This is a genomic window from Crenothrix polyspora, from assembly GCF_900163755.1.
In the GTDB taxonomy this organism is placed as follows: Bacteria; Pseudomonadota; Gammaproteobacteria; order Methylococcales; family Methylomonadaceae; genus Crenothrix; species Crenothrix polyspora.
This window is the reverse complement of the sequence record NZ_FUKI01000109.1, coordinates 1-21600: the sequence shown is the minus strand read 5'-3', so window position 1 is coordinate 21600 and position 21600 is coordinate 1. Positions and strand designations below refer to the sequence as shown.

Sequence of the window (21600 nt, the reverse complement as noted above, 5' to 3'; positions counted from 1 at the left end):
CGTTTAATCCGTCTAATCATGTGTCGGCAATTGAGTTATGATATTATTTTTTCTTCCTGGGAGCCATCACCATAACCATCTGGCGACCTTCCATTTTGGGGAATTGCTCAACCAACGCAATCAATTCAAGTTCTTTTTCCAGACGTTTCAGCACATCCATACCAATCTCGCGATGCGCCATTTCCCGGCCACGATAACGCACGGTAATTTTAGTTTTATCGCCATCGTTTAAGAACTTGGTCAAGCTTTTCAGTTTAACCTGAAAATCGCCTTCGTCTGTGCCAGGCCGGAACTTGATTTCCTTCACCTGAATTTGCTTTTGCTTCTTTTTGGCAACGGCCAGTTTCTTGTTTTGCTCGAATTGGAACTTGCCATAGTTCATTATCTTACAAACCGGAGGATCCGCGTTTGGCGATATTTCTACTAAGTCTAAATCAGCAGCATAGGCAATTTGTCTAGCTTCATCTATTGAGATTATTCCCAATGCCTCACCGTCTACACCTGTTACCCTCACCCGTCTTGCGGTGATGGCATCATTCAGGCGCGTTTCATCTTTTTTAGCAGCGATATCTTAATCCTCCGAGTATGTGTTATTTTCTATCTGCAATCTCTACTTTCAACCTTTCGGCGTACTCAGCCATTGTCAGACTTCCTAAATCTTCACCTTTTTGCGTGCGTACGCTAATGGTGTTGGTTTCCAATTCTTTGTCACCTACAATTAACAAGTATGGCACACGCTGCATGGAATGCTCGCGGATTTTAAACCCGATTTTTTCATTTCTCAAGTCTATTTTTACCCGCACGCCTTGTAGCTCTAGTGCTTTGTGGATTTGTGCAGCATAATCAGCGTGTCGATCAGCAATATTTAACACAATGGCTTGCACCGGTGACAGCCAAACTGGGAAAGTTCCGGCGTGCTGCTCAATCAAAATACCGATAAAGCGTTCCAGTGACCCCAATATAGCCCTATGCAGCATAACCGGCACTTGGCGCGAACTGTCCTCATCAATATAACTGGCACCCAAGCGCCCAGGCATGGAAAAATCGACTTGAATCGTACCGCATTGCCAAACGCGGCCTATACAATCTTTCAGGGAAAATTCAATTTTTGGCCCGTAGAACGCACCTTCGCCAGGCTGTAAGTCCCATTTTAAATTTTTGGTGTTCAGTGCCAATTCCAGCGCACTTTCTGCCTTGTCCCACACGCTATCGTCACCGACGCGATTTTCAGGGCGTGTCGATAATTTGATAATAACGTCTTCAAAACCGAAGTCTTTGTAAACATCAAACAACATATCGATAAACGCAGACACTTCATCCTGAATTTGCGACTCGGTGCAGAAGATATGCGCATCATCTTGTACAAAGTTACGCACCCGCATCAGACCGTGTAAAGTGCCTGAAGGTTCATTACGATGGCAGGAACCAAACTCCGCCAAACGAATTGGCAAATCGCGGTAACTTCTTAAGCCTTGGTTATAAATTTGGACATGGCACGGGCAGTTCATCGGCTTGATGGCGTAATCACGATTTTCAGAATGCGTGGTGAAAATCATGCTGCCAAATTTGTCCCAATGGCCGGATTTTTCCCATAAGGAACGATCCACCAACTGTGGGGTTTTTACTTCGCCGTAGCCGTTGACACGCAATTTGTCGCGGATGTATTGTTCGACCTGCTGATAAATAATCCAGCCTTTCTCATGCCAAAATACCATGCCGGGCGCTTCTTCCTGGCTGTGGAATAAATCCAAAGCTTTGCCTAATTTGCGATGATCGCGTTTTTCAGCTTCTTCCAGTCGGTGCAAATGGGCTTGTAAGTCTTTTTTGTCGCCCCAGGCCGTGCCGTAAATGCGTTGCAGCATTTCATTGTCAGAATTGCCGCGCCAATAAGCGCCGGCTATTTTCATTAATTTAAACGCTGTCAGCTTGCCGGTACTGGGAACATGCGGGCCGCGACATAAATCGGTAAAACCACCTTGTTCATACAACGATAAATCTTGATCGGCAGGGATAGATTCAATGATTTCAGCTTTGTAAGCTTCACCCTGTGCTTTAAAGAAGCTAATCGCATTGTCCCTGGACATAACGGAACGGCTAATTGCCAAATCTTCGGCAACCAGTTTTTGCATCTTGTCTTCAATCGCAACCAGGTCTTCCGGTGTAAACGGCCTGTGGTAGGAAAAGTCGTAGAAAAAACCGTTTTCAATGACAGGACCAATCGTAACTTGTGCGTCAGGAAATAATTGCTTAACGGCTTGCGCCATTAAATGTGCAGTTGAATGGCGGATAACATCAACGCCGTCTTCGTCTTTTGCGGTAATAATTTGCAGGCTGGCATCATTGTCGATAACTGTGCTGGCATCGACCAGTTTTCCATCTACTTTACCGGCCAGAGTCGCTTTTGCCAAGCCAGTTCCAATGGCACGCGCAACATCCATTACAGTGACAGCGCTGTCAAAGTGTCGTTGGGAACCGTCAGGAAGGGTAATTACGGGCATTTTCTATTAAAGCTCAAGGTTCTAAATAAAAAAGCACTGCTAAAACAGTGCTCGAAATCTTTTATCGTGCAAATGGACATAACAACGCCGCCATCACGAATATAACAGGGAATTTTACAAGTAATAACAGGTAATTGCAATGCCGAAGTTTATGTTGATGAAGTTAACAGACGGATTACTGGGCTTTATTGGCATTATATATGTTGTACAAACCATCAAACAGATAACAATAATGTTTTAAAACACCGGCTTTGAAGTAAATATTTGTAGCATATTTTTTATGTTTGTCAAAAAAATATAAAAAATAGTAATTAATATAAGTTTGTGTAAGTTTTGTTCAGCTTGCGTTCAGTTTTCGAATGTATTATCGCTGTAAAACTCACAATGGAAGAGTCTGGATTTTAAATTTATATTCAATCAATATCTCTACAAGGAAATTCCCATGCCATCAAAAACGTTGTGTAGCACTCTATTTTCCGGTGCGGCTTTATTGTGCTTACTTAACAGTGCTGCTTTTGCAGAAAATCGAGCGGCCAATATTAGCATTACACGTTATAACAGCACTGTTGATAAGGCCACTTTGCAGACAGCTCGTAAAATAATTGTGCAGGCGATTGCCAATGGCACTGTGGATACTTTTGTTGTCTACAGCCCAAGGTTGAATGGCTCTAACAAAGTCGGAGTAGGCATGTCCGTATGTGCAGAAGCTGGTTTTCATGCAACGCAGAATAAATTTAAAGCTTTTCTGAAGAAATTGGATTCGATGCACGTAAAAGATGGTGTAGTTCTCAATACACGTATGGTGAAAAACTGCACCATAGAAAACGAAACTACTTTTAAGAATTCCAAAGGAAAAATCAAAGTATTTGTTGCTACACGGGGGAACTATCAGTATTTATTGGATATTGGCGGGAAATTGTATTTTCCAGATGTTGTGCCTGATAGCTTAAAGCTAGACGGCCAGTCTGTCATCTTTAGTGGTAACTCACTGATTGATAATAGTGATGTCTATAAACCCGCATCTAATGATGCACCTATTTTTGATTTCAACGCACAAAATATACATATCACTCACATGTCAGTGAAATAGGATTATTTTCACGCAAGACACAAAGCTTTTTATTAACAATATCCTGCCTGTATTTAGCCATTTTTTGTAAGGAAACGCCCATGTCATCAAAAACGTTGTACAGCTCTCTATTTTCCGGCGCAGCTTTGTTGTGCTTACTTAACGGCCATGTTTTTGCTGGCCAAACCACACAAGTCAGCGTGGCTTCCAATGTAGTGCCGGTAAATACTAACGGTTTTTATAATCCTAAAATGAGTGCTGATGGCCGGTTTGTGGCATTTTCGTCTAAGCTATGTTCGTGGATTACAACTCCGAATCAAACTACTTATCAAATTACTGATATTTTTGTTCAAGATCAATTAACGCATAAGACAGAGCGAATAATCTCAAAATTTAAAGGCTGCTTGCTTAATATCAGTGCCGATGGGCGTTATATTAGCTTTATAGAGCAAGTACCTTTTGGTATAGCGGGAATAATAACGGCAGGTTTAGGCAGCGGCGAGTTGCATATTTACGATCGTTTAACGCATAAAACACAGCTGAGTAATGCTATAAAAAACAAATCAGGTCAATCTATTCAGATCAGTGCCAATACTCGTTACATCGCATTTCATGATAACTATAATAATTTTGGTAGCGCTAATGCTAGCAAAACCGGTATGTCAATTCATGATTTACTAACAGGAAAAACAACACAGGTTGTTAATGATGAAGCCTCAGGTGCAGTTAGTGGGGATATCGTGATAACAATTCATTCATCATACCCTTTGTCATTCAGTTCTGATGGGCGTTATTTGCTATTTGAATCTGCCGCTTCCAAAATAGTAAAAAATGATACCAACAAAGAGACCGACATTTTTTTGTATGACCAGGTCACACGTAAAATCGAACGGGTTAACGTTTCTTCAAAGGGGATACAAGGTAAGAACAATAATAATGAGCTTTTTAGCAATGCCAGTATTACTCCTGATAATCGGTATATCGTGTTTTCATCATCGGCATCTAATTTAGTTGCCGGTGATACCAATGGTAAGTCAGATTTATTTATCCGTGATCAGCTAACGCGCAAAACGGAACGGATTAATACCACCAATGGTAAACAAGCAAATGGAGGTGTGGGTGGTGTTGACGGAAGCGTCCCAAGCGTACATCCAGTAAGAATAAGTGCTGATGGCCGTTATGTGGCATTTACATCGTATGCGTCTAATTTGGTTACAGGTGATACCAACAAATATCCCGATATTTTTATTCATGACCGCACAACACATAAAACGGAAAGAGTAAACGTTACCTCCAAAGGTGCTCAAGCTGGCTTGAGTAATCCGTTTTCGATGGACATGGATTTTAATTTTAATATGAGCGCTGACGGTCGGTTTATTGCCTTTGCTTCTTCTGCTTATATGGTGGATGGCGATACAAATAAGAATTCGGATATTTTTGTTCGCGACCACCTACTCGATACCCACCACCATGCTGATCTAGCAATAACCCCCACCACAAAACCAATCACATTAAAACCTAATACCACGGGCAATTACTTCTACACCATTGCCAACAACGGTAAAGATGTTGTACCTGATGTTAGCTTGATACATCTGGTTTCAGGTGGTAGCGCCGTTAGTTTTAAACCCAGCCAAGGCAAATGCACGGCTTCTGTCATAGAAACCGTATGCCATTTGGGTAGGCTGGCTGCCGGTCAAAAATTAACACTGCAAGCCACGGTTAAAGCCCAAAGCACATCGGTAAATCAGCAAATTACCGTGAGCGGTGCACCTGTGGATAACGTACCCAATAACAACTATATTTCTGTGACAACGCCCGCTAGATAATTGTTAACGCCATAGATGGATAGCAATAATAAACGGCGTAGGACTGCTAGTCCGTGGTTAACAATTTCCTAATATATTTTAATGGACTTGCCTAGGAGCTTGTCGGACTTGGCATTTAACTTATTGATTACAATCAACTTTTTAATTGAAAGGTTTTGATAAATTTTCTTATAAATCAATAAGATGAAAAAACAAGCCCGACAAACTCCTAGTACACCGAACCTTTAAATTGCAGTGTAATGAAGGTGGCTGTATTGCACCGCATAATGTTAGCCAAACATTCGGTGCATTACGCTATTGTTAGTGTGGCTTATTGATTGCGACTTATCAAGTTAAGTATGCACACCAGTCATTCATCAGTTATGGCCTTAAACGGCTGCAAGCCTAACCCACAGCCGACAAAATTATGCGATAATAACAGCCACAAAATAAGCGTTTTGCCAAGGCGCTACGCTGCTTCGCATCCTAATCCCTGTGCTAATATGCCCCTAAAAGACAAAAAAAGTTACAAACCCTGCGACTTAATTATTTACGGCGCACTGGGTGATTTATCGCGTCGCAAGCTGTTTATTTCTTTGTACAGGTTAGAAAATGCCAACCTGCTAGAAGCAGACACCCGTATCCTCGGCGTGGACAGGCACGATAACGACAATGCCGTCTTTACCGCGTTTGTCCTGAAAAACTTGCAGGAATTTTTAAACGACAAGATAGAAAACAGTGTGTGGCAACGCTTTTCGGCTAGATTGTCTTATCTTAAGATTGATTTAACCCAGCAAGATCAATATCTACAGCTAAAAGCCGTATTAACTCCGCATACCCGCGTGGCGGTTAACTACTTTGCCGTATCACCGGTGTTGTTTAAAAATATCTGCCACGGCTTACAACACGCTGGCGTGTTAAACCAGGAATCGCGCATGGTCATGGAAAAACCCATCGGCCACGATCTGCAATCCTGCAAAGAAATCAACGATGCCGTCGCCAAGGTGTTTTCCGAAGCGCAAGTGTTCCGCATAGACCACTACCTCGGCAAAGAAACCGTACTGAACTTGTTGGCGCTGCGCTTTGCCAACTCCATTTTCACCACCAACTGGGATCACAACACCATAGATCACATCCAGGTTACCGTGGCGGAAGAAGTAGGCATTGAAGGCCGCTTCGAATATTTCGACAAGACCGGCCAGTTGCGCGACATGTTGCAGAACCACTTATTGCAGATTTTGACCTTTATCGCGATGGAACCGCCGGTTAATCTGGAAGCTAAAAGCATACGCAACGAAAAAATAAAAGTCCTGGAAGCCCTGCGTCCGATTACCGCCAGCAATGCCGATGAAAAAACCGTGCGTGGCCAGTATTCGGCGGGCTTTTTAAAAGGCAGTGCAGTGCCTGGCTATTTGGAAGAAGACGGCGCTGATGTTGACAGTAGCACCGAAAGCTTTGTTGCGCTGCGGGTGGATATTGACAACTGGCGTTGGGCCGGTGTGCCGTTTTATCTACGCACCGGCAAGCGTATGACCCACAAGCGCACCGAGATTGTGATTTATTTTAAGCAACTGCCACACAATATTTTTGGCGACAGTTTTCGGGAATTGCCGCAGAATAAGTTGACCATTCACTTACAGCCTAACGAAGGCGTGGATGTGCAAATACTTAACAAAGTGCCGGGTATTGATGAACATATCAAGCTGCAAAAAACCAAGTTGGATTTAAGTTTTTCCGAAACCTTTAAAAAGAGCAGCATCTTCGGCGGCTATGAGAAACTGGTGCTGGAAGCCATGCGCGGCAATCCTACGCTGTTTTTAAGCCGAGAAGAAATTGAGCAGGCGTGGATTTGGGTGGATTCTATCCAAGATGCGTGGCAGCATACTAATGAGACACCCAAGCAATATCAGGCGGGAAGCTGGGGGCCGGTGGCTTCTGTGGCGTTGTTGGCTAGGGATAATCGGGCTTGGGAAGAGTAGGATAATCAATAATGTAGGTTGGGTTAGCAGCTTTATCGCGTAACCCAACAGTCATGCTAATTTAATGAAGGAATAAAATGCACCCTATTGTTGAAAAAGTAACCCAAGAAATCATAGAACGCAGTCACCCGACCCGTTCTGCGTATATCAAATACATAGACAGCATAGCCAAAAAAGAGCCGATCCGTTCCGGCATGGCGTGTGGCAATTTGGCGCATGGTTTTGCCGCCTGTAGCCCTGGCGAAAAAGTCGATTTAACCGGCAACAGAAAAGCCAATATTGGCATCATCACGTCGTATAACGATATGCTGTCTGCACACCAACCGTATAAAGACGCGCCGGATTTAATCAAGGCTGCAATACGTGAAGCCGGTGGCGTAGCCCAAGTGGCCGGTGGCGTACCTGCGATGTGTGACGGCATCACGCAAGGCCAGCCAGGCATGGAATTGTCGTTATTCAGCCGCGATTTAATTGCTATGGCCACCGCTATCGGCTTGAGTCACAACATGTTCGACGGTGCGTTGTACCTGGGTGTGTGCGATAAAATCGTCCCAGGCTTGTTGATAGGCGCATTGAGCTTTGGCCATTTACCCGCCGTGTTTGTACCGGCAGGGCCTATGCCCAGCGGCCTCACTAACAAAGACAAAGCCCGTGCCCGCCAAGCGTATGCGGTCGGCAAAATAGGTCGCAAAGAATTGTTGGAAGCCGAATCTGCGTCTTACCACAGCCCTGGTACCTGTACCTTCTACGGCACGGCCAACAGCAACCAGATGATGATGGAAATGATGGGACTGCATTTGCCTGGCAGCTCGTTTGTCAACCCGTACACGCCGTTGCGTGATGAACTGACCAAGGCTGCTGCACGGCAAGTGCTGAAATTTACCGCCTTGGGCGATGATTACCGCCCCATTGCGCACATGGTGTCCGAGAAAGCTATTATCAATGCGGTGATTGGCTTGCTGGCCACTGGCGGCTCCACCAATCACACCATGCACTTGATTGCCATTGCCCGCGCTTCCGGCATTGTGCTTAACTGGGATGATTTTGATAACTTGTCCCGCGCCGTGCCGTTGATTGCCAAAATTTACCCGAACGGTCCTGCCGACGTGAACCATTTCCACGCCGCCGGTGGCATGGGTGTGTTGATTGCCGAACTGTTACGCAGCGGCTTGCTGCATGAAGACATTTTGACCATTGCCGATGAGCGCGGCATGAACAGCTACACGCAAGAACCCAAGATCATTGATGACGTATTAGCGTGGCACGCAGGCCCTGAGAAAACCTTGGACAGCGCGGTGTTAAGCTCTGTTGAGCAGCCGTTTGCCAAAGGTGGCGGCTTGCATGTGATGCACGGTAACTTGGGGCGCGGGGTTTCCAAACTGTCGGCGGTGTCGGAAGACCACCAGATTGTCGAAGCGCCTGCGGTGGTGTTTGATGATCAGGAAGACTTTTTGGCGGCCTTTAAACGCGGTGAACTGGAAAAAGATTTTGTCGCTGTGCTGCGTTTCCAAGGTCCACGCGCCAACGGCATGCCGGAACTGCACAAGCTGACTCCGCCGCTGGGCGTATTGCAGGACAAAGGCTTTAAAGTCGCCTTGGTGACTGATGGCCGTATGTCGGGCGCATCGGGTAAAGTGCCATCGGTGATCCATTTATGCCCTGAGTGCGAAATGGGTGGGCCGTTGGCCAAGGTGTTGCCAGGGGATGTGATCTCGTTAAACTTGCAGACGGGTGATATTAACGTCAAAGTTGACCAGGCTGAATTTGATGCGCGCGTGCCGCTGCCTAGTTCCGCCAAAAACCACCATTACGGTATGGGGCGCGAGATGTTTGGCAGGTTCAGGTTAGGTGCGTCTACGGCGGAAACTGGCGCATCTAATTTATTTGCGGTGGATTAACTGTAGGGTGGGCAACGCTTTTTGCCCACCGTAAAAATCCGCAGTGTCATCAATTTAAGGGTGGTGATCCTTAATGGTGGGCAAAAAAGCGTTGCCCACCCTACTTAACTGAGTAAACGAATGAATATCAACTGGAAGATACAACCCCACGCAGTGCTAAACGCTTGTCCGGTCATGCCGGTCATGGTTATCCAAAATCTGGACGATGCCGTGCCCTTGGCCAGAGCCTTAGTGGCAGGTGGAATACGCGTATTGGAAATTACCTTACGCACGTCGATAGCGTTGGAAGCCATCAAACTTATCAGCGAACAAGTAGAGGGCGCTATTGTAGGTGCAGGTACAATCGCCACTCCCGCACAATTACGTGCTGCGGAAGTTGCCGGTGCGGTGTTTGCCATCAGCCCAGGCTTAACACCGACTTTATTGAAGGCCGCCTGTGCCGGAAATATCGCGTTAATCCCTGGTGTGGCGACCTTATCCGAGTTGATGTTGGGCATGGAATATGGCCTTAATCACTTTAAGTTTTTTCCGGCAGAGGCGGCAGGGGGCATACCCATGCTAAAATCTATCGCAGGGCCGTTTCCACAGATTACTTTTTGCCCAACAGGTGGTATCTCGCCAGAAAACTATAAGGCGTATTTGCAATTAAGCAATGTCGCTTGTGTGGGTGGTTCGTGGTTGGCACCTGCGGATGCAGTGAAAACAAAGGATTGGGCGCGGGTTACCGAATTGGCACGGCAAGCCACGCAATAGTATCAGGGACGGTATTTGATAAGCCTTACGGCAAACCTAAGTACGATCAGACGATTAACATCGAGAGAAATCCATGAGCAAACTAAACAGTGTTACCTTAAATAACCAACAATCTGAGTCTCTCTGTGAATTACCGATTTTATCTGGTGCAACTGGGCCTGATGTAGTCGATGTACAAACTTTGTACAAGCAAACGGGCATGTTTACCTACGATCCAGGTTTTACCTCAACGGCCAGTTGTCGATCGGCGATTACCTATATTGATGGTGAGGCGGGTGTATTGCTGTATCGCGGATATCCCATTGAGCAATTAGCGGAAAAATGTAGCTTTCTCGAAGTGTGTTATTTATTGCTGGAAGCTGAGCTGCCTAATGCGGATGAGTTAAAAACCTTTGAAAAAGAAGTGACTACGCACACGATGGTGCATGATCAGCTCACCAATTTTTTCAAAGGCTTTCGCCGCGATGCCCACCCTATGGCAATTATGGTTGGCGTGGTCGGTGCGTTGTCGGCGTTTTATCACGATTCTTTGGATATACACTCGCCCAAAGATCGCCATATCAGCGCCATACGCCTGATTGCCAAAGTGCCGACTATTGTAGCCATGTGTTACAAATACAGTGTTGGTTCACCGTTTATGTACCCGCAAAACAAACTCAAGTATGTGGATAATTTTTTGCGCATGATGCACGCCACGCCGTGCGCTGAATATGAACCTAATCCGGTATTGGTGCGGGCATTGGATCGTATTCTGATTTTACATGCCGACCACGAGCAAAATGCCTCGACATCAACCGTGCGTTTAGCAGGTTCCAGTGGCGCTAATCCGTTTGCCTGTATTACCGCAGGCATTGCCTGTTTGTGGGGTTCGGCACACGGCGGCGCTAACGAGGCCGCGCTGAATATGCTCAAGGAAATAGGCGATGTGTCACAGATACCAATCTATATCGCCAAAGCCAAAGACAAAAATGATAGCTTTAGGTTGATGGGTTTTGGCCATCGGGTGTATAAAAATTACGATCCGCGTGCCAAGTTAATGCGCGAAACCTGTCACGAAGTACTGACTGAGCTGGGCTTGCACGATGACCCGTTGTTTAAACTGGCGTTGGAACTGGAGCGTATTGCGCTGGAAGATGAGTATTTTGTTAGCAAAAAACTGTACCCCAATGTGGATTTTTATTCCGGCATAGTGCTGCATGCGTTAGGCATTCCTAGCAATATGTTTACTGCTATTTTTGCGATGGGACGGACGGTCGGTTGGATTTCACATTGGGATGAGATGATTTCTGATCCTGAGCAGAAAATAGGTAGACCAAGACAGCTTTATACGGGTGCGGTGCGGCGTGATGTGCCGGATCGTTGGTGATTTAATCCGTACACATTATGAATCCCGAACGCGCTATAGCGGATTGTACGGCGATGACCCAAGAGGCCTATTTTCAATTAGAGGCAGCTTCGGATGTTAGGTATGAATACATTGATGGTCAGGTTTATGCAATGGGGGGTTCGGCATTAAACCATAACCGAATTGCCATGAATGTGGCCGTTGGCTTTAGCAATCATTTAAAGGGCACATCTTGCGAAACGTTTTCGGCTGATATGAAGGTGCTGATCGGCAATGATTATGTCTATCCTGATGTGGTGGTAGATTGCCATGCTACGGGTAATATGCTGGTTTCCCCAGTCATTATTGTTGAGGTGCTGTCAAAATCTACCCGCAAAAAAGACACTACCCAAAAACTGATCCGTTATATTAACTTACCGTCTTTACAAGAGTATGTCTTGATTGAGCAAGATATTGTTTCTGTGCAAGTGTTCAGGCGGGTAAAGGCTTGGCAACCGGACTATTACTACTTAGGCGATTCTGTCACCTTTGATGCCATCGGTGTTACCTTGACGGTAGACAGCATTTATGAGCGTGTGGACAATGCCGAGCTGAATGAGTTTAGGCAATTGCAGCAAGGTGTGGTCGTTAAAAGTTCTGAATAGTTAAGCTTTCGAGTTAATGGAGATTCAACCATGAATACAAGGCAACCGTGGCATGGCACTATAGTTGATTGACTTCATAAACTCCTCCGAGCACCTCGCAGAATAATGCGAGGCTCGATAAGGCTTAAGCTACACAGGGCGACAATAGGTGTTAATCCTATTGTGCCTTTAGTAGCGATTGCAAATAAACCAAGCTTCGCGTTATTGATTATAACCATTGGAATAAGGTTGGTTTTGATACCAACCCCCTTGTTGCTGTTGTTGTTGCTTTTTTTGCTGATGATCCACTAAAGCACCAACACCCGCGCCGACAGCGCCACCTACTAAAGCCCCCATACCTGCATTACCCAGGTCATTGCCTCCAAAAGCCGTACCCAGTGCGGCTCCCGTCACCGCACCAATACCACCGCCTATAACCGCTTTGTTCATACCGTTTAGCCCATAATTTTGGCCATAATTAGGTGTGTTTGACGCACAAGCTGTTATCAGTGTGCTAGCAACAGCAATTAACAAGATTCTTTTTATCATTTTTATGCCTCGTATATTATACAGTTTAAGATTATGAAATTTACTTTTACGGCTAAACTGTAACAAAACAAAACTTAACCGCAGCTGAAGCAGACAATAATTTATAATCTGACAAGCGGCGTGTAGGGCAATAATAGGCTGCACTGTAGCTGGTACTGCTATTAATTTTAGGCAGTTTCGTAGTTGCGAGAAACACAGTCACTGCATTTTATTGATTTTACGTCGCGGTTTATTAGCGAGCGCGCTACGCGCAGAAGCCGGACTGCTCTGCGTGATTGCGCCAAATGGGGTTATTTTGTATTAGTCATTCACACTGATACCGTATTTCTCAAACAAGGCATACAGCGTAGGGCGGGTAATACCCAATAGTTTTGCCGTATTGGAAATATTGTTGTTTGAGTGCGACAGCGCTCTTTTTATGGCTAACGTTTCAGATGATTCTCTTACTTCTCGAAGATTAAGCGGTATAGCCACATCGTTACTTTGATCAAGCTCTAAATCATCAAAGGTAATATTGTTTTCATCGGCCATAATCACCGCACGCTTGATTTTGTTTTCAAGTTCACGGATATTACCAGGCCAAGAGTAGCTCTCAATCGCTTTTGCTGCGGCTTTGCTAAAGCCTTTTATTTTTTTATTGTTTAACTCACAATAACGTCTTAAAAGTACTGTTGCAATTTCAATCGCATCGCCATCTCTTTCTCTTAAAGGTGGGATGTTAATTACCATTTCGCTGATGCGGTAGTATAAGTCGCTACGGAATCTGCCGGAATCGATCAAGGCTTGTAAATTCTGATGTGTTGCACACACAATGCGTACATCAACCGGAATTTCTTGTCTACCACCAATGCGTTCTATGGTTCTTTCTTGCAAAAAGCGTAACAGCTTGGCCTGTAATGCTAACGGCAGATCGCCGATTTCATCAAGAAAAAATGTGCCTTTATTAGCGTATTCAATTTTGCCTTTGGTTTGTTGTGCAGCACCGGTAAAAGCACCTTTTTCATAACCAAACAATTCGCTTTCCAATAAATTTTCTGGAATAGCCGCGCAATTGACTGCAACAAACGGTTGATTAGAGCGATCACTTAAGCCGTGAATGGCTTTGGCTAGCACTTCTTTGCCAGTACCGCTCTCACCCAGTAATAATGCCGTTACATTAGCAGGGGCAACGCGCTCTATCATGCGCGAAAGTTCTTGCATTTTTTTAGATGACGCAATAATACCGGCTAGTGGCTCTGCTGACTTTCTTTGCAAGCTGGTAAATTCTTTCTCAAGATTATACAGCTGAAATGCCCGCTCAATAATTAAACCCAGCACATCAATGTCAATAGGCTTTTGATAGAAATCATAAGCCCCCATAGCAATCGCTGTAATCGCGTTATCCCTGTCATCGTTACCGGTAACGACAATAACTTTGGTGGCAGGTGCAAGCTCTAAAATTTCTTTTAACGTCTCAAGTCCTTCGCTAGCGTTCGCAGGATCAGGGGGCAATCCCAAGTCTAACGTTATGACGTGCGGCGTGAAGCGTCGTAAAGCAGTAATGGCTTCGGTTCTGTTACCTGCAATAACTGTGTGATATGCTTCGAAGCTCCATTTCAGTTGTTTTTGCAGCCCTGGGTCATCTTCTACAATGAGTAAAATTTTTTTATCGTCCAATGTCTCACCTTCTCATTATCTTTGGAAATTAAATGGTTTTCCTGGTTGGTTTTAAATAACCTGACAGCTAGATAACACGTTCCTTTTGTTAGTCTATACGATGACGAATGTTTAAGTGGGTGTTATCCATTTTAACAGTACATTGATAACACGTATCAGTCACTGCCGCTTTTCTATAATTATTCTTCGACGATTTGTTTTCGACGTGAATTTGTCAAGTCTTGTCGATGTCTGTGATTCTATATCCAATAGACTCTAACATGTTAAGAATAGCAGTAATTTTCTATTATTCATGAAAATTTTTAGTTTTTTATACAAATTTCCACATTTTGTTGTTTTTTTCCCATAAAATTTTTAAAGAAATAAGCGCAGTAGACCGATTAAGCCTAATTTTAGGCTGCCTAAAAAAATAGGCACAAACATCAATCAAAATTTTTATCACAATAACGCGGCGCGGTATTCGCGTTTGGTATGAGTAGCCAAGCCGTCAAGTATTTGCTTCAGTTGATATTTTACAAAGTAATTGCAATATATCAAAGTAAAACCTGTATTTTTTGTAAAGACTATTTTTATGGCAGATTAATTTTGTTAGCTTTTATTAAGCCTATTGATAGCTATAAATGAAAATTACAGATCAAACAACAAAGGCAATATGAAGCATTGCGTCAAGTTGTATTGATTTTTTAGCCGAAGATGGACAATTATCAATTGGTTGCTTATAGCGTAAAAACTTCGTAAGGTTTAAAAAATTATGCAAAAAAAATCTTATTAAAAATTTGGGGGCAGCTATACTTGTGAATCATAAAATGTTAACACAATTTTAGTTATCTTTACATTATGCGGATACTACATATACTCGATCATTCGATTCCATTACACAGTGGCTATACATTTCGGACGCGAGCCATTTTGGAGCAGCAGCAAAAACTGGGGTGGAAAGCCTTTCAAATAACCTCTGCCAAGCATAGTATGCTGGGAGCAGCGGTTGAAGAGGTTGATGGTTTGCGTTTCTATCGTTCAATACAGCCTTTGGGATGGTGTTCTAAACTGCCAATATTAAACCAATGGGCTATTGTGCAAACACTGGTACAGCGACTCAATGAAATTATTCCTGCTATTAAGCCCGATATTTTGCACGCACATTCGCCTGCGCTTAATGGCATGGCAGCATTGATGGTTGCTAAATGTTTTAAGTTACCGGTAGTTTATGAGTGTCGTGCCTTTTGGGAGGATGCTGCGGTTGATCACGGTACAACTACTGAAGGCAGTGTGCGTTATCAGGTTACCCGCGCTTTGGAAACCTATATTTTTAAAAAAGCCGATGCGATTACTACCATTTGCCAAGGCTTGCGTGATGATATTATCACGCGTGGTATACCTGCTGAAAAAATCACTGTCGTCCCTAATGCTGTTGATGCCGATAAATTTGTCTACAACACCCCCGTAAATCAGGCGTTAAAAACGCATTTAGGTTTGCAAAATAAAGTGATTCTTGGTTTTATTGGTTCTTTTTATGCCTACGAAGGCTTACTGCTATTGCTAGAAGCGTTGCCAAAAATATTGCAAATTCAGCCGAAAGTGATGTTGCTACTGGTAGGGGGCGGGCAACAAGAAGCGTTAATTAAGCAAACTATTACTCGCTTAAATCTTGCCAAACAGGTGGTGTTGACAGGACGTGTAGACCATAATTTGGTACAAGATTATTATAATCAGGTGGATATTTTGGTTTACCCACGTTTATCTATGCGTTTAACAGAATTGGTAACACCACTGAAACCATTGGAAGCGATGGCGCAAGGCCGTTTAGTGTTGGCTTCTGATGTGGGGGGGCATAAAGAATTAATCCAGCACAAAAAAAACGGTTACTTATTTAAGGCCAATGATGGCGATGCGTTGGTGGTAACCGTGTTGGATATGCTAGCGCAGCCCCACGCGTGGGAGGCAATCCGCTTAGAAGCACGGCATTATGTTGCACACACACGATCATGGGCGGACAGTGTCGGGCGCTATAAAGCGATTTATACGCGCTTAGTTAAGTTAAAACACCCGCAATGGTTGCCTGTTATTAATGAACCATGAAAATACTCACCTTAACAACTTTATACCCCAATAATATTAAAAATGGTCATGGTATTTTTGTTGAGCAGCGCCTGCGACAGTTATTATCTACTGAAGGTATAACAGCAGAAGTGCTTGCGCCGGTGCCGTGGTTTCCTTTTGCGGCTGATATATTTGGTCATTATTCAGTCTTTGCGCGGGTAGCAAAAATCGAGCAGCGTTTTGGCATTACGGTTGCTCATCCTCGGTATTTATTACTGCCTAAAATTGGCATGACTTTAGCGCCGTTTATGCTGGTTTTTGCTGTGTACCCCTTGTTAAAAACCAAGTTAAAACAAGGTGATGATTTTGATTTAATTGATGCGCATTATTTTTATCCCGATGGCGTGGCGGCGGTTATGCTGGGTAAGTTATTAAAAAAACCCGTAGTTATTACCGCCAGAGGTTCGGATATTAATTTAATCCCTGCGTTTTATTGGCCAAAAAAAATGATTATATGGGCGGCGCAACAGGCCGTTGCTGTTATTACCGTGTGTCAGGCGCTGAAAGATAAAATCGTTGATCTTGAGATTGCAGCGGATAAAATTCATGTTCTCAGAAATGGTGTGGATTTGCAGCTATTTATCGCCAAAGAGCGCTTGCAGGTACAAAGCCAGCGCCCTGTGTTGCTGTCGGTAGGGCATTTGGTTGAGCTTAAAGGCCATCATTTAATAATTGAAGCAATGGTTGCGCTGCATGATTATCAGTTATTGATTGCGGGTGAGGGGCGCGAGATGCAGTCCTTGAAAAACTTGGCTAATCATTTAGCTGTCGCAGAGCGGGTGAGGTTTTTAGGTGTACTCAGTCATCATGCATTAGTCGATGTTTATAACGCAGCCGATATTTTGATATTAGCGTCTAGCAGGGAAGGGTGGCCTAATGTGTTATTAGAAGCAATGGCCTGCGGTACACCGGTAATTGCTACCAAGGTTTCTGGAACACCCGAAATTGTGACATCAGCCAGTGCAGGAATGTTGATCGAAGAGCGTTCCGTCTCTGCTATTGTTGCTGCGGTACGGACGATGCAAAAAAATATGCCGTTACGGACAGATACTCGTGCCTATGCAGAAAATTATTCGTGGGATGCCACTGTACAAGGCATTGTTAGTCTTTTTAAACGTATTATTGAATGAGTGTAAGCCGTGTTACTTACATTAAGACAGGAATAAGGCATGAGTTTTTTGGCAGGGTGGGTCGATAGCGACATCAGTAATCAGGTGGCAAAAGCAGTCTGTGAGAGGATGGCTGCGCCGATAATCCGGCAGACAGGTGCGAAAATCACCACCAGTATCACGCCTTTTGTCAGTTGTGTTGCCAGCGACAAAGGTTTTATCAATCAAGATCAGTGCCTGTTAGCCGTGGTGGGTAACAGTGCGGTTAACCCGTTGCAGTTGCAGGAAATAATACGCCGCTATCAAACGCAAGGCATGGATTTTATTCGGTCTGTTAAAGCGCCTTTTGCTCTGGTGTTGGCAGATCAGGCTAATCAAACATTAGTATTGGCGACGGATACCATTGGCCAACGGCATCTTTATTATGCACAAACACCGCACGGCTTGGTGTTTGGTAGCACTGCCGACAGCGTGATTGCGCACCCTGACGTAACTACGGCATTGTCGTTGCAAACTTTATATGATTATGTGTATTTTCATCATTGCCCAAGCCCCACCACTATTTACAAGGCGGTGTACAAGTTAGAAGGCGGACAGATATTAATTTATCACGCCGGTAAAATCACTGTCAGTACGTATTGGATGCCACAGTTTAGTGAGCAATTGGAGGGGTCGCTGGAGCAAGCAGCCAATGCTTTGCAACATAAATTACAGCAAGCGGTAAAGCGCTTGTCGTCCAGCGCTGAAGATACCGGTGCGTTTTTAAGTGGTGGCTTGGATAGTTCCAGTGTTGCTGGTGCGTTGTCGCAGGTTTTTCCAGGACGTGGCCAATCTTTTACGATGGGCTTTCCGGTTGCAGGCTATGATGAAACTGTCTATGCACGCATGGCGGGACAACATTTTAAATTGCACCAGCATGAATACTCGTTAACACCCGATGAGGTAGTGGCTGCGGTGCCCGCTATTGCGGTATATTATGATGAGCCTTTCGGTAATTCATCCGCTTTGGCGGCGTATTATTGCGCCAAAATGGCCAAAGACTGCGGTATTAAAGTATTGCTGGCAGGTGACGGGGGAGACGAATTATTTGCTGGTAACGAACGCTATGCCCGCCAAGCGGTATTCGAAAGTTATCACAACATACCGCGCGTTTTAAGGAGTAGCTTAAGCGGGTGTTTAAATGCGCTGCCGCGTGCATTGCAAAAAGGCCTACTGTTTAAAGCCAAGCGTTATGTTGATCAGGCCAATACGCCGCTGCCAGATCGCTTACAAGATTACAATTTCTTACACCGTCATGCCGCCAGTGAAATTTTTACCGACAGCTTTATTGCACAGATTGATACCAGCAAGCCTTTGCAAAGTTTGCGTGACAGTTACCATAAGCTGGTAGATGCCAGTGCGTTAAATCGTATGTTGGTGATGGACTGGAAAACCACTTTACACGATAACGATTTGGTTAAGGTGAATAAAATGTGTGAGATGGCGGGGGTTGCAGTGCAATACCCGTTATTGGATCAGGCAATTATAGATTTGTCGTGCCGTATTCCGTCTGATATTAAACTGAAGGGTCAGCAATTGCGCTGGTTTTATAAATACGCCATGCAGGACTTTTTGCCCACAGAGATTATTAATAAAGCAAAGCACGGTTTTGGTCTGCCGTTTGGTATTTGGTTAAAAGATCACCAGCCTTTAAAAGAACTCGCCTATGACAGTATTAGCAGCCTAAAGCAACGCGGTTTTTTTCGACCAGAGTTTCTCGATCATACTATTACCATGCACCAGAGCATTCATGCCTCGTATTACGGTGAATTGATTTGGGTGTTGATGATGCTGGAGTTGTGGTTGCAAGGCAAACGCTATTAATACGTGTATTCATGCTAGTCTCAAGATTAAAAATAATTAAATGACCGTGTTTAGCGAGAAGCGCCCTTTGATTATGCATGTTATTCATCATTTATTGATGGGGGGCATGGAAAACGGCCTGGTTAATCTGATTAATGCCTTGCCAAAAAATCAATTTCGTCACGTTATCGTCTGTATAGAAAATGACTCGGATTTTCGTGAGCGCATTGTGCGTAAAGATGTCTCGATTATAGTATTACATCGGTCGCGTATTGGTGTATGGGCGCTACGTAAGCAATTGTTTGTTTTGTGTCGGCGGTTGCAACCTGCGTTAATTCATAGTCGAAATTTATCAGGGCTGGATGTATTATTACCCGCACGTTTGGCCGGTGTGCGTTATTGCATCCACAGTGAGCATGGCCGAGATATGGATGATTTACAGGGCAATAATTATAAATTGCTTGTGTTGCGTGCACTGCACCGGCCATTAGTCAATCGCTATATTACGGTGTCCAAAGATTTGCAGCATTATTTGGCGGCGCAAGTGGGTGTGACGAAATCGCGTATTAGCCAGATTTATAACGGTGTTGATACTGAGCGTTTTCACCCCACTAACAATAAGCCGTGCGACATACTCCCTGATGCTTTTATGGGAGCTAACAAACTAGTGGTCGGTACGGTGGGGCGTTTGCAAGCGGTGAAAGATCAGGCGACCTTAATCCGCGCGTTTGCTGACTTATTAAATCAATCACCTGAATGGGTTAACCGCGTGTATCTGGCTATTGTCGGTGCAGGACCGTTGTTTGATGAATTGTCTAAATTGGTCGATACACTGGGTATATCAAAAAATGTATGGTTACCAGGCAAAACCGACAATGTCGCTGATATTTTAAAAGCATTTGATATTTTTGTGCTGCCATCTTTGTCGGAAGGTATTTCCAATACTATTTTAGAAGCAATGGCAACCGGTTTACCCGTACTTGCTACGGCGGTGGGCGGTAATGTGGAGCTGGTTAAGCCAGGCTATAACGGACAGTTATTTAGCGCTGGCGATAGCTCGGCGTTGCGGGATTTAATCGCTGCTTATGTGACTGATGATGTCTTGCGTAAACAGCATGGTATGGCGGCAAGGCAAGTGGCGCTAACGCAGTTTAGCTTGAACGCGATGGTATCCGCCTATCAGAAAGTTTATGAACAGGGCTTGGCGCTGCAAGTATGAGTCGATTAATAATGGCAAGCACTTTGTAACTACAGCCAGCATAAGATCAGATACGAATTATGACAATGAACACTATTATTTTGGCCGCCTTAAAACAGGTGCTTACCTTAGTATGCGGTTTAGGAACACACAAAAAACTGTTTATATTGATTTACCACAGAGTGCTTGATGAGCCGGATTTTATGCGCCCAGGTGAAGTGGATAAGCAGACGTTTTCCTGGCAAATGGCATTATTGGCCAAATATTTTCATGTCTTGTCTGTTTCAGATGCGTTGGAGAAACTAAAAACCAATAGTCTGCCAGCACGCGCGGTATGTATTACTTTTGATGACGGTTATGCAGATAATTTGCTCAATGCCGTCCCGATACTGAAAAAACATCAGCTAAGCGCCAGTTTTTTTATAGCTTCGGGTTATTTAAACGGTGGTCGTATGTGGAATGACAGTATTATTGAAGCGCTTCGAAATATGCAGCAAGCTGAATTGAATTTAAGCGGTATTGATTTAGGTGTTTATAGCATTGCCACATCAACGCAAAAATACGCTGCTGCACAACAAATAATCAAAAAATTAAAATACTTACAACCTGCACAAAGACTTTATTTAAGCGAACAGATTGCCGCGTGTGTGAATGGGCTACCGGATAATTTAATGCTAACCCATGAGCAGCTTAAACAATTGCAACAACACGGTATGGCGATAGGCGGCCATACCGTTACACACCCGATTATGGCGAAATTGGATGTAAATGCCGCGTTGCAAGAAGTAATCGACAATAAAAATGCTTTGGAGAAACTACTAAAAACACAAATAGATTATTTTGCCTACCCGAATGGCAAATTAGGCAGTGATTATTTAGCGAGCCAAGTTGATATTATTAAAACCGTTGGTTACCAGGCGGCGTTTTCAACGCACTGGGGCGTTGTGACTGCAAACAGTGATCTGTGGCAATTACCCCGATTTACACCTTGGGATAAAACACCGGTAAAATTTATGCTACGCATGGTAGCTTTATACTGTAACACCGTTAAATAGCGAAGGTCGATAAGGAGCCATACAATAAAACAAACAGATTACAGCGTTTTCACAATTCAATAGTTACAGCGTAACCGTTCGTGCTGAGCTTGTCGAAGTGTGCCGTTCATGCTTCGAC

At 44.2% G+C, this 21600-nt stretch carries 16 protein-coding genes; 12 read left to right on the top strand and 4 right to left on the bottom strand.

What is annotated here, in order from left to right; all coding sequences use genetic code 11:
* Positions 1-43: 43 nt before the first annotated feature.
* Positions 44-568 carry a translation initiation factor IF-3 gene (gene infC, locus CRENPOLYSF2_RS08810; protein ID WP_087143584.1) on the bottom strand — a complete coding sequence of 175 codons (525 nt, stop codon included), beginning with the start codon at positions 566-568 and terminating at the stop codon, positions 44-46.
* 22 nt (positions 569-590) lie between these two features.
* Positions 591-2498, bottom strand: a complete 1908-nt coding sequence (gene thrS / locus CRENPOLYSF2_RS08805; RefSeq protein ID WP_087143583.1) for a threonine--tRNA ligase — start codon at positions 2496-2498, stop codon at positions 591-593.
* Between the two features lie 442 nt (positions 2499-2940).
* Here thrS and CRENPOLYSF2_RS08800 point away from each other — a divergent pair, with 442 nt between their 5' ends.
* From CRENPOLYSF2_RS08800 to CRENPOLYSF2_RS08770, 7 genes are all read left to right on the top strand, one after another.
* Complete coding sequence (locus CRENPOLYSF2_RS08800; RefSeq protein WP_087143582.1) at positions 2941-3588, top strand: hypothetical protein; 648 nt, start codon at positions 2941-2943, stop codon at positions 3586-3588.
* Positions 3589-3668: 80 nt separating this feature from the next.
* A complete protein-coding gene (locus CRENPOLYSF2_RS08795; protein ID WP_087143581.1) occupies positions 3669-5396 on the top strand; it encodes a DUF11 domain-containing protein in 1728 nt (575 codons plus the stop codon).
* 482 nt (positions 5397-5878) lie between these two features.
* On the top strand, positions 5879-7354 hold the full coding sequence (gene zwf / locus CRENPOLYSF2_RS08790; protein ID WP_087143593.1) for a glucose-6-phosphate dehydrogenase: 1476 nt from the start codon (positions 5879-5881) through the stop codon (positions 7352-7354).
* A 77-nt stretch (positions 7355-7431) separates the two neighbouring features.
* Positions 7432-9252 (top strand): phosphogluconate dehydratase, encoded by a 1821-nt coding sequence (edd, locus tag CRENPOLYSF2_RS08785; protein WP_087143580.1) that lies wholly within the window; start codon positions 7432-7434, stop codon positions 9250-9252.
* Positions 9253-9372: 120 nt separating this feature from the next.
* Positions 9373-10005: a bifunctional 4-hydroxy-2-oxoglutarate aldolase/2-dehydro-3-deoxy-phosphogluconate aldolase gene (locus tag CRENPOLYSF2_RS08780; protein WP_087143579.1), complete on the top strand. Its 633-nt coding sequence runs from the start codon at positions 9373-9375 to the stop codon at positions 10003-10005.
* Positions 10006-10078: 73 nt separating this feature from the next.
* Positions 10079-11371, top strand: a complete 1293-nt coding sequence (gene gltA, locus CRENPOLYSF2_RS08775) for a citrate synthase (protein WP_087143578.1) — start codon at positions 10079-10081, stop codon at positions 11369-11371.
* A gap of 17 nt (positions 11372-11388) precedes the next feature.
* Positions 11389-11994, top strand: a complete 606-nt coding sequence (locus CRENPOLYSF2_RS08770; protein WP_087143577.1) for a Uma2 family endonuclease — start codon at positions 11389-11391, stop codon at positions 11992-11994.
* Positions 11995-12195: 201 nt separating this feature from the next.
* Here the strand turns inward: CRENPOLYSF2_RS08770 and CRENPOLYSF2_RS08765 are convergent, their stop codons facing one another.
* Both CRENPOLYSF2_RS08765 and prsR read right to left on the bottom strand, forming a co-directional pair.
* Positions 12196-12522, bottom strand: a complete 327-nt coding sequence (locus CRENPOLYSF2_RS08765; protein WP_140396830.1) for a YMGG-like glycine zipper-containing protein — start codon at positions 12520-12522, stop codon at positions 12196-12198.
* 300 nt (positions 12523-12822) lie between these two features.
* Positions 12823-14178 (bottom strand): PEP-CTERM-box response regulator transcription factor, encoded by a 1356-nt coding sequence (prsR, locus tag CRENPOLYSF2_RS08760; protein WP_087143575.1) that lies wholly within the window; start codon positions 14176-14178, stop codon positions 12823-12825.
* An 837-nt stretch (positions 14179-15015) separates the two neighbouring features.
* On the opposite strand from prsR, the gene CRENPOLYSF2_RS08755 reads away from it, so the two are divergent.
* The 5 genes from CRENPOLYSF2_RS08755 to CRENPOLYSF2_RS08735 all read left to right on the top strand — a co-directional run bounded on the left by CRENPOLYSF2_RS08755 (position 15016) and on the right by CRENPOLYSF2_RS08735 (position 21482).
* Complete coding sequence (locus CRENPOLYSF2_RS08755; RefSeq protein ID WP_176371070.1) at positions 15016-16257, top strand: TIGR04063 family PEP-CTERM/XrtA system glycosyltransferase; 1242 nt, start codon at positions 15016-15018, stop codon at positions 16255-16257.
* Positions 16254-17408 carry a glycosyltransferase family 4 protein gene (locus tag CRENPOLYSF2_RS08750; RefSeq protein WP_087143573.1) on the top strand — a complete coding sequence of 385 codons (1155 nt, stop codon included), beginning with the start codon at positions 16254-16256 and terminating at the stop codon, positions 17406-17408. Before CRENPOLYSF2_RS08755 ends, CRENPOLYSF2_RS08750 begins: the two co-directional genes overlap by 4 nt.
* 39 nt (positions 17409-17447) lie before the next feature.
* Positions 17448-19250, top strand: a complete 1803-nt coding sequence (locus CRENPOLYSF2_RS08745; protein WP_245807956.1) for an asparagine synthetase B family protein — start codon at positions 17448-17450, stop codon at positions 19248-19250.
* 40 nt (positions 19251-19290) lie between these two features.
* Positions 19291-20448: a TIGR03088 family PEP-CTERM/XrtA system glycosyltransferase gene (locus tag CRENPOLYSF2_RS08740; RefSeq protein WP_217884086.1), complete on the top strand. Its 1158-nt coding sequence runs from the start codon at positions 19291-19293 to the stop codon at positions 20446-20448.
* A gap of 65 nt (positions 20449-20513) precedes the next feature.
* Positions 20514-21482 (top strand): polysaccharide deacetylase family protein, encoded by a 969-nt coding sequence (locus CRENPOLYSF2_RS08735; protein ID WP_087143572.1) that lies wholly within the window; start codon positions 20514-20516, stop codon positions 21480-21482.
* Positions 21483-21600: the final 118 nt, after the last annotated feature.

Bases quoted from the DNA above. Each gene is read 5' to 3' on its own strand.
- thrS (WP_087143583.1), bottom strand. From the start codon at position 2,498: ATGCCCGTAATTACCCTTCCTGACGGTTCCCAACGACACTTTGACAGC.
- CRENPOLYSF2_RS08800 (WP_087143582.1), top strand. From the start codon at position 2,941: ATGCCATCAAAAACGTTGTGTAGCACTCTATTTTCCGGTGCGGCTTTA.
- CRENPOLYSF2_RS08795 (WP_087143581.1), top strand. From the start codon at position 3,669: ATGTCATCAAAAACGTTGTACAGCTCTCTATTTTCCGGCGCAGCTTTG.
- zwf (WP_087143593.1), top strand. From the start codon at position 5,879: ATGCCCCTAAAAGACAAAAAAAGTTACAAACCCTGCGACTTAATTATT.
- edd (WP_087143580.1), top strand. From the start codon at position 7,432: ATGCACCCTATTGTTGAAAAAGTAACCCAAGAAATCATAGAACGCAGT.
- CRENPOLYSF2_RS08780 (WP_087143579.1), top strand. From the start codon at position 9,373: ATGAATATCAACTGGAAGATACAACCCCACGCAGTGCTAAACGCTTGT.
- gltA (WP_087143578.1), top strand. From the start codon at position 10,079: ATGAGCAAACTAAACAGTGTTACCTTAAATAACCAACAATCTGAGTCT.
- CRENPOLYSF2_RS08770 (WP_087143577.1), top strand. From the start codon at position 11,389: ATGAATCCCGAACGCGCTATAGCGGATTGTACGGCGATGACCCAAGAG.
- CRENPOLYSF2_RS08765 (WP_140396830.1), bottom strand. From the start codon at position 12,522: ATGATAAAAAGAATCTTGTTAATTGCTGTTGCTAGCACACTGATAACA.
- CRENPOLYSF2_RS08755 (WP_176371070.1), top strand. From the start codon at position 15,016: ATGCGGATACTACATATACTCGATCATTCGATTCCATTACACAGTGGC.
- CRENPOLYSF2_RS08750 (WP_087143573.1), top strand. From the start codon at position 16,254: ATGAAAATACTCACCTTAACAACTTTATACCCCAATAATATTAAAAAT.
- CRENPOLYSF2_RS08745 (WP_245807956.1), top strand. From the start codon at position 17,448: ATGAGTTTTTTGGCAGGGTGGGTCGATAGCGACATCAGTAATCAGGTG.
- CRENPOLYSF2_RS08740 (WP_217884086.1), top strand. From the start codon at position 19,291: ATGACCGTGTTTAGCGAGAAGCGCCCTTTGATTATGCATGTTATTCAT.
- CRENPOLYSF2_RS08735 (WP_087143572.1), top strand. From the start codon at position 20,514: ATGAACACTATTATTTTGGCCGCCTTAAAACAGGTGCTTACCTTAGTA.